The organism is Caulobacter sp. GW822-FHT07D08 (genome assembly GCF_058798735.1).
The window spans coordinates 25,928-39,276 of record NZ_JBXAKU010000027.1 but is presented as its reverse complement, the minus strand read 5'-3'; the positions used below and the strand labels follow the sequence as shown (position 1 = coordinate 39,276).

The 13,349-nt window shown below is 67.8% G+C and carries 12 protein-coding genes and 1 riboswitch; of the genes, 1 reads left to right on the top strand and 11 read right to left on the bottom strand.

The window, feature by feature from the left end; translation table 11 throughout:
- From moaA to AC1RJ9_RS26690, 3 genes are all read right to left on the bottom strand, one after another.
- Positions 1 to 978, bottom strand: a complete 978-nt coding sequence (gene moaA / locus AC1RJ9_RS26700) for a GTP 3',8-cyclase MoaA (protein WP_492841511.1) — start codon at positions 976 to 978, stop codon at positions 1 to 3.
- Positions 968 to 1,106, bottom strand: a riboswitch (molybdenum cofactor riboswitch). Its footprint overlaps the gene before it by 11 nt.
- Positions 1,107 to 1,163: 57 nt before the next feature.
- Positions 1,164 to 2,339 carry an NnrS family protein gene (locus AC1RJ9_RS26695; RefSeq protein WP_492841513.1) on the bottom strand — a complete coding sequence of 392 codons (1,176 nt, stop codon included), beginning with the start codon at positions 2,337 to 2,339 and terminating at the stop codon, positions 1,164 to 1,166.
- A gap of 73 nt (positions 2,340 to 2,412) precedes the next feature.
- Positions 2,413 to 4,647, bottom strand: coding sequence for an adenosylcobalamin-dependent ribonucleoside-diphosphate reductase (locus AC1RJ9_RS26690; protein ID WP_492841515.1), 2,235 nt, complete (start codon positions 4,645 to 4,647; stop codon positions 2,413 to 2,415).
- Between the two features lie 185 nt (positions 4,648 to 4,832).
- Between AC1RJ9_RS26690 and AC1RJ9_RS26685 the strand changes: the two genes are divergently transcribed.
- Complete coding sequence (locus AC1RJ9_RS26685) at positions 4,833 to 5,432, top strand: hemerythrin domain-containing protein (RefSeq protein WP_492841517.1); 600 nt, start codon at positions 4,833 to 4,835, stop codon at positions 5,430 to 5,432.
- A gap of 14 nt (positions 5,433 to 5,446) precedes the next feature.
- On the opposite strand, the gene AC1RJ9_RS26680 is transcribed toward AC1RJ9_RS26685, so the two are convergent.
- The 8 genes from AC1RJ9_RS26680 to AC1RJ9_RS26645 form a co-directional block, all read right to left on the bottom strand.
- Entirely contained in the window at positions 5,447 to 6,634 is a 1,188-nt protein-coding gene (locus AC1RJ9_RS26680) for a molybdopterin molybdotransferase MoeA (protein WP_492841519.1), read from the bottom strand.
- The gene (moaB, locus tag AC1RJ9_RS26675) at positions 6,631 to 7,200 is read right to left on the bottom strand and encodes a molybdenum cofactor biosynthesis protein B (RefSeq protein ID WP_492841521.1); all 570 of its coding nucleotides are present in this window, start codon (positions 7,198 to 7,200) and stop codon (positions 6,631 to 6,633) included. Before moaB ends, AC1RJ9_RS26680 begins: the two co-directional genes overlap by 4 nt.
- A gap of 2 nt (positions 7,201 to 7,202) precedes the next feature.
- Positions 7,203 to 7,502, bottom strand: a complete 300-nt coding sequence (locus tag AC1RJ9_RS26670) for a MoaD/ThiS family protein (protein WP_492841567.1) — start codon at positions 7,500 to 7,502, stop codon at positions 7,203 to 7,205.
- A gap of 94 nt (positions 7,503 to 7,596) precedes the next feature.
- Positions 7,597 to 8,379 (bottom strand): molybdenum ABC transporter ATP-binding protein, encoded by a 783-nt coding sequence (modC, locus tag AC1RJ9_RS26665; RefSeq protein ID WP_492841523.1) that lies wholly within the window; start codon positions 8,377 to 8,379, stop codon positions 7,597 to 7,599.
- Positions 8,376 to 9,041, bottom strand: a complete 666-nt coding sequence (modB, locus tag AC1RJ9_RS26660) for a molybdate ABC transporter permease subunit (RefSeq protein WP_492841525.1) — start codon at positions 9,039 to 9,041, stop codon at positions 8,376 to 8,378. Before modB ends, modC begins: the two co-directional genes overlap by 4 nt.
- A gap of 584 nt (positions 9,042 to 9,625) precedes the next feature.
- Complete coding sequence (locus AC1RJ9_RS26655) at positions 9,626 to 10,255, bottom strand: hypothetical protein (protein ID WP_492841527.1); 630 nt, start codon at positions 10,253 to 10,255, stop codon at positions 9,626 to 9,628.
- Positions 10,256 to 10,363: 108 nt separating this feature from the next.
- Positions 10,364 to 11,908, bottom strand: a complete 1,545-nt coding sequence (locus tag AC1RJ9_RS26650; protein ID WP_492841529.1) for a dienelactone hydrolase family protein — start codon at positions 11,906 to 11,908, stop codon at positions 10,364 to 10,366.
- A 318-nt stretch (positions 11,909 to 12,226) separates the two neighbouring features.
- Complete coding sequence (locus AC1RJ9_RS26645; protein WP_492841531.1) at positions 12,227 to 13,348, bottom strand: ABC transporter permease; 1,122 nt, start codon at positions 13,346 to 13,348, stop codon at positions 12,227 to 12,229.
- Position 13,349: the final 1 nt, after the last annotated feature.

The window sequence follows — 13,349 nt, the reverse complement described above, 5'->3', positions numbered from 1 at the left end:
CTAGCCGCCGAACTGCGCCAACTGCCGTGTGTCGCCGCTGTTGTTCTCATGCAGCCGGTGGCCGACCGGCTTGCCGATCAGGGCCGCCTCGATGCGGGCTTGCAAGGCTTCTTCTTGGCCGGGAATCAGCAGATCGCGAAGATTGACCCCCAATTCGCCAAACAGGCACAAGCGCAGCGCGCCCTTGGCGGTGATGCGCAGGCGGTTGCAACTATCGCAGAAACCCGGGGCATAGGGCGCGATCAGGCCGATGCGCCCGCGGTGGTCGGGATGGGCGTAGTCGGTGGCCGGCCCATCGTCGAAGGCCTTGGGAACGGGCGACCAGCCGCGCATCGCCAGCCAGCCCTGCAGGTCGACGCCGGAGACGTGCTGGTCGTCGAAATAGGCGGCGTTGTCGCCAGTGCGCATCAGCTCGATGAAGCGAAACGAGATCGGCCGATCACGGACGAAATCGGCGAAGATGTCGAATCCGGTCTCCACCGTGTAGCGCAGCAGGACGGCGTTGACCTTCACCGTCGGCATGTTCAAGGCCAGGGCGAGGTCGAGGCCGGCGATGATCTCGTTCAACTGGTCGTGGCCGGTGATGCGATGGAAGGCGGCCGGATCGAGCGCGTCGATGCTGACATTGAGATTGGTCAGGCCCGCCTCGCGCCAGGCCTGGATATTGCGCTTGAGGCTCCAGCCGTTGGTGGTGACCGCCACCTTGTCGATGCCGGGCGTGGCCGCGGCGCGCCCGATGATCTCGACCAGGTCACGGCGCACGCTCGGCTCGCCGCCGGTCAGGCGCAGCTTGGCGACGCCGAAGCCCGCGAAGGCGCGCACCACGCAGTCGATCTCGTCGGGGGTGAGAAAAGCCATCGACCCGGACTTCTTGAAGCCGTCGGGCAGGCAATAGGTGCAGCGATAGTTGCACACCTCGGTGACCGAGAGGCGCAGATAGCGAAAGCGGCGGCCAAAGCCGTCAACCAAGCGTCCCATGCGGGCTCCTTTCCAAGCAAGGGAGGCGACGGCGTTTCCCCCGTCACCCTTGCCGGCGGAGCCGGCGCGGCGGCCCGGCCCTGGCGCGGATGCGCTTTAGGCCCGAACGCTCGGAGCGAGCCTCATCGGTAGGCCTTGCCGGCGGGGGAGGCCATGACGCCATGCGCCGCAGGGCTTGATATCGGTCAAGCCTTGGTCGGGCGCGGCCCAATCAACATGGGGCCATAGGCGGCCACGTAACCGGCGAAGGCCAGGACCCAAAGGCCCGCCGAGAGCATCAGGAGGCTCCGTTGGCCCGCGCCGGTGAACGGCGCGACGATCCGCGCCAGGGCCGAGGCGTTGATGGCCAGATAGATCGCGGCGGTGGCCGCGTCGGCGTGAAGCGGACGACCGGTGTGGCCGCGGCTGGAGCGGGTCATCACCGCCAGGGTCATGACGCCGATCGCCCCCGCGGTCAGGGCGTGGACGCCGACGGTGCGCGGGATCGCCGGATCGAGCACCGAGGCGCCCAGCAGCAGCAGGGCCAAGCCCAGCCAGCCATAGCCAAGGTGGAGAATCCACACCAGCGGTTCGCGCCGGGCGGCCCAGCCGCGCCAGCGCGCTAGTCGGACCAGATGAGCCAGGCCAGAGAGGGCCAGAAGGACGCCGGTGAAAAGGGCGTCGGGAAAGGCGACCCAGGCGAGGGCGGCCAGGCCCGTCAAGGCCAGGGCGGCGCGGTCGATCAGGCCAAAGACCGCCGGCTGGGCGGCCATGCCCCGGGCCTTGAGCCAGTTGCGGGTGAAGCTGGGGGTGATACGTCCGCCGATCAGTGCGATCAGCAGGGTCGCCACGCCCAGGGCCAGCCGCTCGCCCAGCCCCGAGGCCCAACTGACGCCCTGCAGATGGAAGGCGATATTGCCCAGAGCCAGGGCGCTCACCAGGCCGCAGACCGGCAGGTTGCGCCAGTTGCGGCCGGCCAACACCTCGCGCCAGAGGACGCTGGCGAAGACCAGCAGGAACAGGCTGTCGATCACCCCGACGGCGGCGGCGCCAAGGTTGGCTTGGAACAGCATGGCCACGCGTCCGGCCAGCCAAAGTCCGACCAACTGGGCCAGGGGCGCGCCGATGATCGGCATGCGTCCGGTCCAGTTGGGCACCGCCGTGGTCAGGAAACCGGCGACGATGGCCGCCAGGAAACCAAACAGCATCTCATGAACGTGCCAGTCGCGCGTCAGCATGCCCGGGCCGCCGGCCAGGTAGCTCCACAGCCACAGCGGGACGACCAGCGCCGACCAGAGGGCGCCCAGAAGGTAGAAGGGGCGAAAGCCGAAGCTGAACAAGGCGGGGCCGCGATAGGCGCGGCGGGCGGCGGCGGTTGACATCGGGACACCCTGCACCCGAACCGACGCTCACGCCTTGATAGGGGTCCTGGCCGCCTTGATGATCGTCAACCGCTTAGCCGCATTTGGAATAGCCGCAGTCGAAACAGGTGTCGCAGCCCTCCTTGCGCACCATCTCGAAACTGCCGCAGCGCGGGCAGCAGGCCTTGTTGGCGGCGAACGGATTGGCCGAGGTCTCGGTCGACGTTCTCGGGGGCTGTTCGACGCCCGGCTCGTGCGATGGCTGGCCGCTCAGGTGCCGCTCGATGACCCCGCCGATCGCGGCCAGCAGGGACGGAGTGTAGCGCCCATCGATCCAGCCGCCGCCGCGCGGATCGAACACCGCCTTCAGCTCCTCGGCCACGAACGACACGTCGCCGCCCCGCCGGAACACCGCCGAGATCATCCGCGTCAGGCCCAGCGTCCAGGCGTAGTGCTCCATGTTTTTGGAGTTGACGAAGATCTCAAAGGGATGGCGGCCGTCCTCGGCCTCGACGTCGTTAATCGTCACATAGACGGCATGAGCGCTGTCGGGCCATTTGATCTTGTAGGTCGCGCCACCCAGGGCGTCGGGGCGCGAGGGCAGGGGAAGCTCGGGCGCGGGAGCCGCAGCCGGCGGCGCCACCGACAGCACCGAGCCCGTGATGGCGTTGGGCCGATAGGTGGTCAAGCCCTTGCAGCCCAGTCGGTAGCCCTGGCGATAGATGTCGGCGAAGTCGTCGAAGGCGATGGTCTCGGGGCAGTTGACGGTCTTGGAGATCGAGCTGTCGACCAGGGCTTGGGCGGCGGCCTGCATGCGCAGGTGATCGGCCGGGGCCAGGTCCTGGGCGCTGACGAACGCCGCCTCGGGGGGCGGGGCGTCGCCATGCAGCCGCTTCCACACCGCCAGGGCGTAGTCCTCGACCTGCTCCTCGCGGCTGGTTCCGTCCGGCTGGCGCACCTTGCGAGTATAGGCGTAGGCGAAGACCGGCTCGATGCCCGAGGAGACATTGCCCGCCAGCAGGGAGGTGGTGCCGGTCGGGGCGATGGAGGTCAGGCAGCCATTGCGCAGGCCGTGGGCGGCGATCAGGGCCCGGGTTTCCTCGTCCAGGCTGGTGAGGTTGGGCCGGTCGAGAATCCGGGGGTCGTAGAGGGGGAAGGGGCCTTTCTCAGCGGCCAGCCGCGCCGAGGCGCGATAGGCCTCGCGCTTGATCACCCCCAGCCACCGCTGGGTCAGCGCCACGGCTTGGTCGTCGCCATAGCGCGCGCGGCAGAACACCAGGGCGTCGGCCAAGCCGGTGACGCCGATCCCCAGCCGCCGCTTGGCCCTAGCCTCGACCGCCTGGGCTTCCAGCGGAAAGCGGGAGATGTCGATGACATTGTCTAGCATGCGCACGGTTGTGCGGGTCAGGGCGCCGAGCCTGTCCTCGTCGAGGACGGCGCCGGGTTCGAACGGGTTGTCGACCAGGCGGGCCAGGTTGAGCGAGCCCAACAGGCAGGCGCCATACGGCGGCAGCATCTGTTCGCCGCAGGGATTGCTGGCCAGGATCTGCTCGCAATAGGCCAGGTTGTTGGCGGCGTTGACTCGATCGATGAAGATCACCCCCGGTTCGGCGGCGTCATAGGTAGCCTGCATCAGCCTGGCCCAGAGGTCGACGGCGCGCACCGTGCGATAGACCTGGCCGCCGAAGCTCAGCGGCCAGTCGGCGTCGGCTTCGAGCGCGGCCATGAACGGATCGGTGACCAGCACCGAGAGATTGAAGTTGCGGAAGCGGCCCGCCGCGCGCTTGGCGTCGATGAAGGCCTCGATGTCGGGATGGTCGATGCGCAGGCAGCCCATCATCGCCCCGCGCCTTTGTCCGGCCGACAGGATGGTGCGGCACATCGAGTCCCAGACATCCATGAAGCTGAGGGGGCCGGAGGCGTCGGCCCCGACGCCCTCCACCCTGGCTCCGGCCGGGCGGATCGAGGAGAAGTCCATGCCCACGCCGCCGCCCTGCTGGAGGGTGACGGCCGCTTCGCGCACATGCTCGAAGATGCCGCCCAGGTCGTCGGGCGTCACCCCCATGACGAAGCAGTTGAACAGGGTCACCGCCCGGGCGGTGCCGGCGCCGGCCAGGATGCGGCCGGCCGGCAGGACCTTGAAATCAGTGAGGGCCTCCAGGACCTCGGCTTCGAAACCCTCGCGCAGCTTGGGCGTCTCGGCCTGGGCGATGGCCCTGGCGACCCGCGCCCAGGTCTCGTCGACGTTGGCGTCCCCGCCGCCGTCCGGCGGCGCGAAGCGGTACTTGCTGGACCAGATCTCGCCGGCGAAGGGGTTGTCGAACGCCATGGTCGCTCTTTCTGAATTTGGAGAGGAAAGGCTGAGTGATTCCCTGCGGCGCATGAAAGGCGTCGTCGCCCGTCCAGTCTGCGACATCGGCCAGGCCGGGCCTTGCGCAACATCAAGGCGCGGGCCGGCGCCGCTCAATGCACGCCTCTGGCAAAGTCCTTAGGGTTGGGGTGGGAGGAGCTTCCATGACCGAAAACGCCCAGATCTCAGCACTGAGCCGCCCGCCCGCCGGGCCTGACGCAGCCGTGCTATTTAGCCTCGACCCCGCCGACACCCGCGCGGTCGAGGCCTATCTGGTGCTCCACGCCCCAGGCGATCCCGAGGCCGCCCAGCAGGCCGGGGCGCTGATCGATCACATCCTAACCCGCTATCATCAGGTCCATATGGAGGACTTCCCCCAGGCCATCGCCCTGGCGCGCAAGGTCGAGGCGGTGCATGTGGCCGACGCCGAATGCCCCGACGGCCTGGCCGATCACCTGGCGCTGATGGCCGACGAGCTGGCGGGCCACCAGCGCAAGGAGGAGGCGGCGCTGTTTCCGATGATGCGCCACGGCGGCGGGCCGATGGTCCGCATCGCCATCGCCCGGATGCAGGCCGAACATCGCGACGTGGTCGAACAACTGACCCGCCTGGCGGTGATCACCAAGGATTTCACGCCGCCCCAGGAAGCCTGCCGCACCTGGCGGGCCCTCAATCAGCTTTGCCGCAAAATCGATCGCGAGCTGCGCGAGCACATGCGTCTGGAAGACGCGATCCTGTTTCCGCATTTCGCCGGCGCCGTCTAGGGCGGCGCGGCTCGTCAGAAGTCGAGCGTCTCCACCAGCGTCCCGGCCTTTGCCGGCGGCGCGCCTGGGCGGCGGCGGATCAGGACATCGCTCATCGCCAGGGCCTTCTGGGCCGAGGCGTCCTGGTCGCCGATCGGCGCGACGCCGCCAGGCAAGCGTCTGGCCCGCACGAAGGTCTCGCGATCGCCGCAAGGACCAAGCGGGGCGGTCAGGGGCTCTTGGCGCCAACCGAGCGCCTCGCCCGGCTCTAGGCCAGCCAAGCCGGCGATCAGCGGCGCGAGGAACAGACGGGCGGTCACCATGGCCGAGGTCGGATTGCCCGGCAGGCCAACGATCAGCGCGCCGCCCGCCCGGCCCAACCACACCGGCTTGCCCGGCTTGATGGCCACCTTGGAAAAGGCCTGGTCCAGGTCGAGGGGCGCGAACATGGTCTTGGCGAAATCACGGTCGCCCACTGAGGCGCCGCCAGTGACGACGACGATATCGGCCAGCTCGACCGCCGATCGCGCCGCCTTCTCCAGCGCCGACAGCTCATCGCCGACCCGCCAGCGATCCACCACCTTGCCTCCCCAGGCGCGGGCCATGGCGGCGACGCCGAAGGTCACGCTCTCGGGGATGCCGGGGCGCAGGCTGGAGGGGCGGCCCGGCTCGTCAAGTTCGTCCCCGGTGCCGATGACCAGCACCTTGGGCCGGACTATCACTGAGACCTTGGCCAGATCCGCCGCGGCGGCCGCCACCAGCCTCTGGGCGTTGAGCCGGGCGGCGGCTTCGACCAGCACGTCCCCGGGCTTGAAATCCGAACCGGCCAGCCGCAGGTTGCTTGGGCCGCGCGGCGGATGGGCGAAGAGAGCCAGCGGCCCCTCGCGCTCGACCTCTTCCTGGATCACCACCCGGTCGGTTCCGGCCGGCGCCACGGCGCCGGTGAAGATGCGCACGCAGGCGCGCGGCGTCAGAACCCCGTCGAAGGCCTGGCCGGCATAGGCCTCGCCGATGACCGCCAGGCGGACCGGCGCGTCGGTCAGGTCGTCGTCACGCACCGCATAGCCGTCCATGGCCGAGACGTCGGCGCAAGGCGTGGCGCGCCGCGCGACGATGGCCGCGGCCAGGACGCGGCCGTCGGCCCTGTCCAGGCGCACGGTTTCGCGGCCCAAGGGCTGGGCCAGGCCCATCACCAGGGCCGAGGCCTCATCGTAACTGATCAATTGCAGACGCCGCGATAGCGCGGGATCTGGCCCACCAGCGAGCAGGGGCGAAAGCGGCTGTCCAGTTCCTGGCCGAGCACCAGGTCCCAGGCGTCGCGGCAGGCCCCGGTCGAGCCGGGCACGCAGAACACGAAGGTGTCGCCAACCTGGCCGGCAAGAGCGCGCGACTGCAGGGTCGCCACCCCCACCGTGGCCTGGCTGGCCTGATGGAAGACCACCGAAAAGCCGTCCATGGTCCGGCGAAACAGCGGCGTCACCGCCTCGGGCGTGACATCGCGCGGCGCAAAGCCGGTGCCGCCCGTTGTGAGGATGACGTCGACCGCCTCGTCGTCGGCCCAGGCCTGGACCTGACGGGCGATGGCCTCGACTTCGTCGGGTACGATCACGCGGCCCGCCAGGTGATGGCCGGCCGCGGTCAGGCGATCGACCAAGAGGGCGCCGGAGGTGTCGGTGTTGTGGTCGCGGGTGTCGGAAATGGTCAGCACGGCTATGTTGAGCGGATAGAAGGGCAGGCGCTCGTCGATACCGGCCTTGCGGCCCTTCGCGGCCAGGGGCGCGTCATCCATGGTCAACCTCCAGAAAACATCGACAGGAAGGCCACTTCCTGCCCGGGGCTGATCCAGGCCTGGTCGCCGACGATCAGATGATCGACGGCCGCGCGCAGGCCGCGTTCGCTCAGGGCCTCGTCGCCGCCATCGGTCTGAGCGGCCAGTTGCGCCCTCAGCCAGGACAGCGAGCAACCCTCGGCGGGAATATCCACGGCCAGGCCGCGTCCGAAACGGTCGGCGACCTTGCCGAAAAAACAAATCTGGATCGTCGCCATCGCGGCGGATCCCTGAGCCAAACCTTGGGACATCACAAAATCCATCGTCGCCAACCGTGATCGGCCGCCCTCGACCTACACCCGCGGCGCGGCAAAGCGATTGTCGGAAGTCAAGCGGCTCGCCGACGCCGGCGAGGCTCTAGGCTGGATCCAGGCCGGCCAAGAGCGCGGCCAAGGCCAGGCGGCCTATGCTCGCCGGCTCCATGCCGGCTAGGCGCTGGGCGGCGGCCGCGCGCTGGACATCGGCGGCGGCCCGCACGTCGGTCGCCGTGTCGATGACGCGTCCGGCGCGCATGACCAGGAGGTGATCGGCCAGACGTCGCACCTCGTCGGCGTCATGGCTGACATAGAGCACGGGGATGGCCAGGGTCCGGTGCAGGCTTTCGAGATAAGGCAGGATCTCGGCCTTGCTGTCGGCGTCGAGGCTGGACAGCGGCTCGTCCATCAACAGCAGGCGCGGCTGGGAAAGCAGGGCGCGACCCAGCGCGACCCGCTGCCGCTCGCCGCCGGAAAGGTGGGTCGTCGACCGCCCCAGCAGCGCCTCCAGCCCCAGCAGCGCGACGACCTCTTCAAAGCCCGTGGCCAGCGGCTCGCGCGTGCGTCGCTGGCCGTAGCGCAGGTTGTCTGTCACCGACAGGTGGCTCAACAGACTGGCGTCCTGGAACACCATGCCGATCGCTCGGCGATGCGGCGGCAAAGACCGGCGCTCGTCCTGCCAGGTCTCACCCTCGACGACCAAGGTGCCTGGAAGGCTGGAAAGCCCGGCCAGACAGCGCAGCACGCTGGTCTTGCCCGCGCCCGACGGGCCCACCAAGGCGGTGACCCCCCTGGGCGGCAGGGTGAAGACGACGTCGAGCGTGAAGGCCCCCAGGCGTCCCGCGAACCGCGCCTTCACGTCGGTTCTGGCGGGCGACAGGGTCATCGCGCGGGCCGTGACGTGCGCCGTTCGATCAGCAGCATGGCCAGCAGGACGCCGAAGGCGAACACCAGGAGGCCGATCGAGAGCTGATGGGCTTGGGCAAATTGCAGCGACTCCACCTGCTGATAGATGCGCGTCGAAATCACCTCGGTTTCCCCCGGCACGGAGCCGCCGATCATCAGCACCACGCCAAATTCCCCGATGGTGTGAGCGAAGACCAGCACTGCGGCGGTCAGCAAGCCACGGCGGGCCTGGGGCAGGGCGACGGTGAAGAAGGCGTCCAGCGGCGTCGCGCGCAGGGTAGCGGCCGCCTCCATCGGGGAATCGCCCATGGCCTCGAAGGCATTGCGGATCGGCTGCACGGCGAAGGGCAGGGAATAGACCATCGAGCCGATCACCAAGCCGGTGAAGGTGAAGGCCAGACTGCGAACCCCAAAGGGGTGCAGCAGGCTCATCAACGGACTGGCTGGAGCCAGCAGGATCAGCAGATAGAAGCCCAGTACGGTGGGCGGCAAGACAATAGGAAGGGCGGCGACGGCGGCGATGATCTCCTTCCACCACGCCCGCTGGCGCGCCAGCCACCAGGCCAGGGGCGTCGATACGATGAGCAGCAAGACTGTCGTGACGACCGCCAGCCTCACCGTTGTCCAGATCACCTCAAGCATCGTTGGCGCGTCTCATAGCTGTGCCGCTGGCGCTACGGATGAGCTCGGTCCGTTCGAATAGGGTGGGTTCCGTTGGCCGGGCGTCGATGGCGTCCGGTCGGGCAAAGGTCATCGCGGTATTAGAGCCTAGAATGGCCCCGAGGCGATTGATGGTCGTCAAGCGCTGGCGAAATCCGAGCTCGTTAGACGACCGACAGGCCTAGTTGACCCCTCGCACCGGACGCGAGCGCCGGGTGCGAACGTCCGGACCTTCGGCGGTTTGGGCCGCGCGGCGGTGTCGGCGGCGCACCGGCGTGCGGCGAGCGAGGCTTGGACCTCGCCTAGGCCCCAGACCACGCAGCTGCAGGTCAGCGGACACGTCAGTCGTGCTTAGCTGGCTTTGGGCATAGGCATCGCGTGCTGCGTTCGGACATGACCCGCTCCAGTAAATTTGTCCCCAAGGATCAAGCGCGCTGTTTCAAATCGTCAAGCGGGCCGGAGATTTGGCGATAGGCGGCCAACAGGCTGGGCCGCTTTTGGCGCGATGCGGACATCTTCGCAGCGATGCTTTAGGTGACCTACTCGGCGATGTTGTCCACGCCCCGTCAGGCACGTTTGCGCCCCTTGTCACTGCGAGGGGGCCTATGGAGTACAATAGCGTACTCGTAGTTATCGGTTTCATCCGACAAGGGGCGCCATTCCGGTACACGAGTGGGTACTAGGTCCGCGTCTGCAGCCTTGTTCCCACTCGTGGCCCTTTCCAAGTGTGGTTCCGGGATCCGCGCTGGAACGGCGAGAGCGGCGGCTTTTTCACCCCCCGTCGCCGCTAGCGTCCGGAACAACTCGAACGGCGAGCCGCTGATCTCAATCAGATTCGCGGACTTGATCTCGACTCTCTGAGCAACAGCTCTGAGCCGGTCGCGGCGGAATGTGCCGTCCTCGTTTCGCAGCATTTCGCGTGTCGCATCTGAGAACTGCTTAAGCAGCTCCGGCGTGATGAGCGGGCCCAGACGTTCGATCGCACGCCCTGCGCGGTCGGCGTCCTGTGTGGCGCTGTCGCGCAGTTCCTGGAGCTGGCGAACGCGATCTTTAAGATGCGGATCGCTAGCGTCCGCCACGCCGCTCTCGATGGCTTCATAGAGCCGCACGAGACGCGCGCTGGCCTCGGCCGCCCGCTTGCGCAAATCACCGACGTGCCGTCTGCGGCTGTCCATCACCACAAGGGCGTGCTTCACCCGAGACCGACGATTTCTCGCGACCGCGATCTGAAGGTCCGGATTGGCTCCGCTGCAGACGGCGGGACGGGACAGGTTGTGGACGTTGCGTCGCGGGCCTTTTGCTCCCTAAGGTTGTGTTCCGAGCGTTTTCAATTGCTCGACCCCGTTGGTGTTCTTCGGGTTCAGCACCAGAGACTGGCGGTAGGCGGCGATCGCCAGGGTCTTGTCGCCGTTCTTGGCGTAGGCCTCGCCCAGGCTGTCGAAGGCGTTCCAGCTGTCCGCGTGGATCTCGGTGTCCAGCCGAAGCAGGGCGACCGCCGCGCCGATGTCGCCGTCGCCCATGCGCTGGTAAGCCCAGCTTACAAGCTCGTCGTCGGAAAGCGTGAAGTCGGGCTCCCGGGCCTTGAAGGCTTGGTAGACGCTCGACGTCTTGCCGAAGCCCTGGCGAGCCAGTTCGGCGGCGAAAGCCGCGCGGGTAGGCGGCGCACCCTGGCTGTGGGTCACGCTGGTGGTGAGCAGGTGGGCGGGCGCGCCGCTCTTGGCGGCCGGCAGGTCCAGGAACGCCCGGCTGGCCGCGTCGCCTTTCAGATAGGCGTCCAGGAACCGGCGGACATAGGTCTCCATCCAGGCGGTTGCGGTCGACAGCTCGTCCTTGTCGTACTCGTCGTAGCGGCTGTCGCCCAGCAGGCGCTGGCCGAACATCACCGAGAAGTTCTCGTGCACCATCGGGGCCAGCGTCACGCGGTAGACATCGGCATATTTCATGTGGTTGAGCGGGCTGGTGACCTCGTTGCGCCCCTCCGACAGCTCCTCGATCTCACGCGGCCGAGCGGCGATAAAGAGCAGCGGTGCGGTGGCGCGGGCCTGGGTGGCGTAGGCGGCCTGCTTGAGCAACTGGGGCCAGTACCGGACCGAGCCGTCCAAGGCGACCAGGGCGTCGATGCGGCTATCCTTGGCCGCGGCCAGGACATTGGCCAGGCCGCCCCAGCTATAGCCGATCACGGCCAAGCGGTTGGTGTCGGCCTGGGGCAGGCCATGGGCGTAGCCAATCAGGAATTCGATGTCGCCGGCCTGGGTCTCGACGCCCTCCAGGTCGGTTGTCATGTCGCGCTGAGCCTGACCCAGGCTGGGGCTTGCGATGACCACATAGCCCTGGCTGGCCAGGTATTCGCACAGGTCGGCGTTCTCGAACGCCCAGGCGCTGAAGCTAGGGGCGTAGATCACGACCGGGAACTTGCCTGACGCCGCAGCGGCGTCGCGACGGGCCCGCATCGGCGCGGCCAGCTCTGCCTTGGCGCGCTCCGGCGACAGGGCGGCGGTCCGTTGCCCGGCGAACGCGGCTTCCAGCGCCGCGCGCTCGGCGGGAGTATGTTCGAAATTGTCGTCGCTGGCGCCGATCTTGAGATAGTCGGCGACGGTCATGGTCGGCTTGGCGGTCTTTGCCGCCGGGTACCAGACAAAGGTCTGGATCGGCCGCGCTCGCTCTCCGGTGACCCCCTTGCCCGTGACGACGTCGGTGAGCCCCCGATAGGCGCGGGAGAAATCGTATTGCTCGACGACCTTCAATCCCACCGCGTGCGGGCCGGGCGGGTTCGCGCGGGTAAAGTTAGAGTCTGCGAGGCCAACGGACGGTGCGGCAAGAAGCACCAGCAACAGAAACAATACGCGCATGTCTTTCCCCTCGGGCGGGGTAGCCATGGCCGCGTTCTCGAACGGCGCCAAATAAAGCTTCTGTAATGTGAAGCTGTGAGACCCAGGCGCCCGAGACTAGAGCCTGTCTGGTTTAGATGGAACCATCTAAACCAGATAAACAGGCTCTATCTTCATACACTTAGAGCGCGTTCGAGCGGTTTAACCGCTCACACTTAAACCTAACGCGCTCTAGCTTCGGGACGACGTCGCGGGCTCGGACCCATGGAGAATCGGAACGAGGTTGGACGTCGGCGGGGCGCTCGGCCAAGGTGAGGGCTTGACGCTCCGGGTCATGGTTTATCCGGCTTTCTGCATCTGGGCGCGGAAACGGATCAGCGCCAGCACCAGCGCCAGGGTCCCCACGACCACGATCGCCGCCAGATGCTCCCAGACCTCGGCCAGCCCCGCGCCCCGGAACAGGATGGCGCTGGACAGGGCGACGAACTGGGTGGTCGGCGAGGCCTGCATGACCAAGCGCATCGGGGCTGGCATGCTCTCCATGGGAGTCACCGCGCCCGACAGCAGGTTCAGGATGACGAAGACCGGGATCGACATGAGCGCGAATTGCGGCATCGATCCGGCCGAGGTCGCCAGCAGGATGCCGATGGCCGCCGTGGCGAACAGGTAGGGCGCGACGCAGGCCATGAACACGGCCACCGAGCCTTGGATGGGCACCCCCAGGCCCAGCCGAACGACGATCTGCAGCGACAGGAAGGCCGCCATCGCCACGACCACGCCGTTGGCGATGATCTTGCCCAGCGCCACCTCGATCGGGGTGACGGGCATGACCAGCAGCCGCTCGATCGTGCCGCGCTCGCGCTCGCGCATGAAGGCCGCGCCGACCAGCAGGATCGAAAGGATGGTGAGGTCCAGAGTGATCTGCATCACCGAGACGAACCAAATGGCCTGGTGGTTCGGATTGAACGCCATGCGGGGAACCAGGCGGACGGGCTGGGACACTTCGGAGGCCGGCGATCCGAGCGCCTGCGACACCTCGGCGGCGACGATCCGGCCGATATGGCTGGCCCCGAGGCCGGCCTGGGTCATGGCGGTGGCGTCGATCAAGAGCATCAGGGCGGGCTTGCGGCCGCGCAGGAGGTCGGCCTCGAAGTTCGGCGGGATTTCGAGGACGAAGATCACCCGTCCCGTCTCCAGGGCCGTGTCGGCGGTCCGCGTCGTCAAGGGGACCGGCGCGCGGAACAGCGGCGGCTGCAGGGCGTCGGTCAGCCGGCGCGATAGCGGGGAATGGTCGTCGTCGACCACCCCGACGGGGGCGTTGTTGACCTCGGTCTTGATGTCTCTTGAGACAACATAGACCGCGAAGGTGAAGGCAAAGACGATCAGCACGATGGCGGCCGGATCGCGCCAGAGGCTGGCGAATTCCTTCATGGTCAGGTTCAGGACGTTCGCCAGACGCATG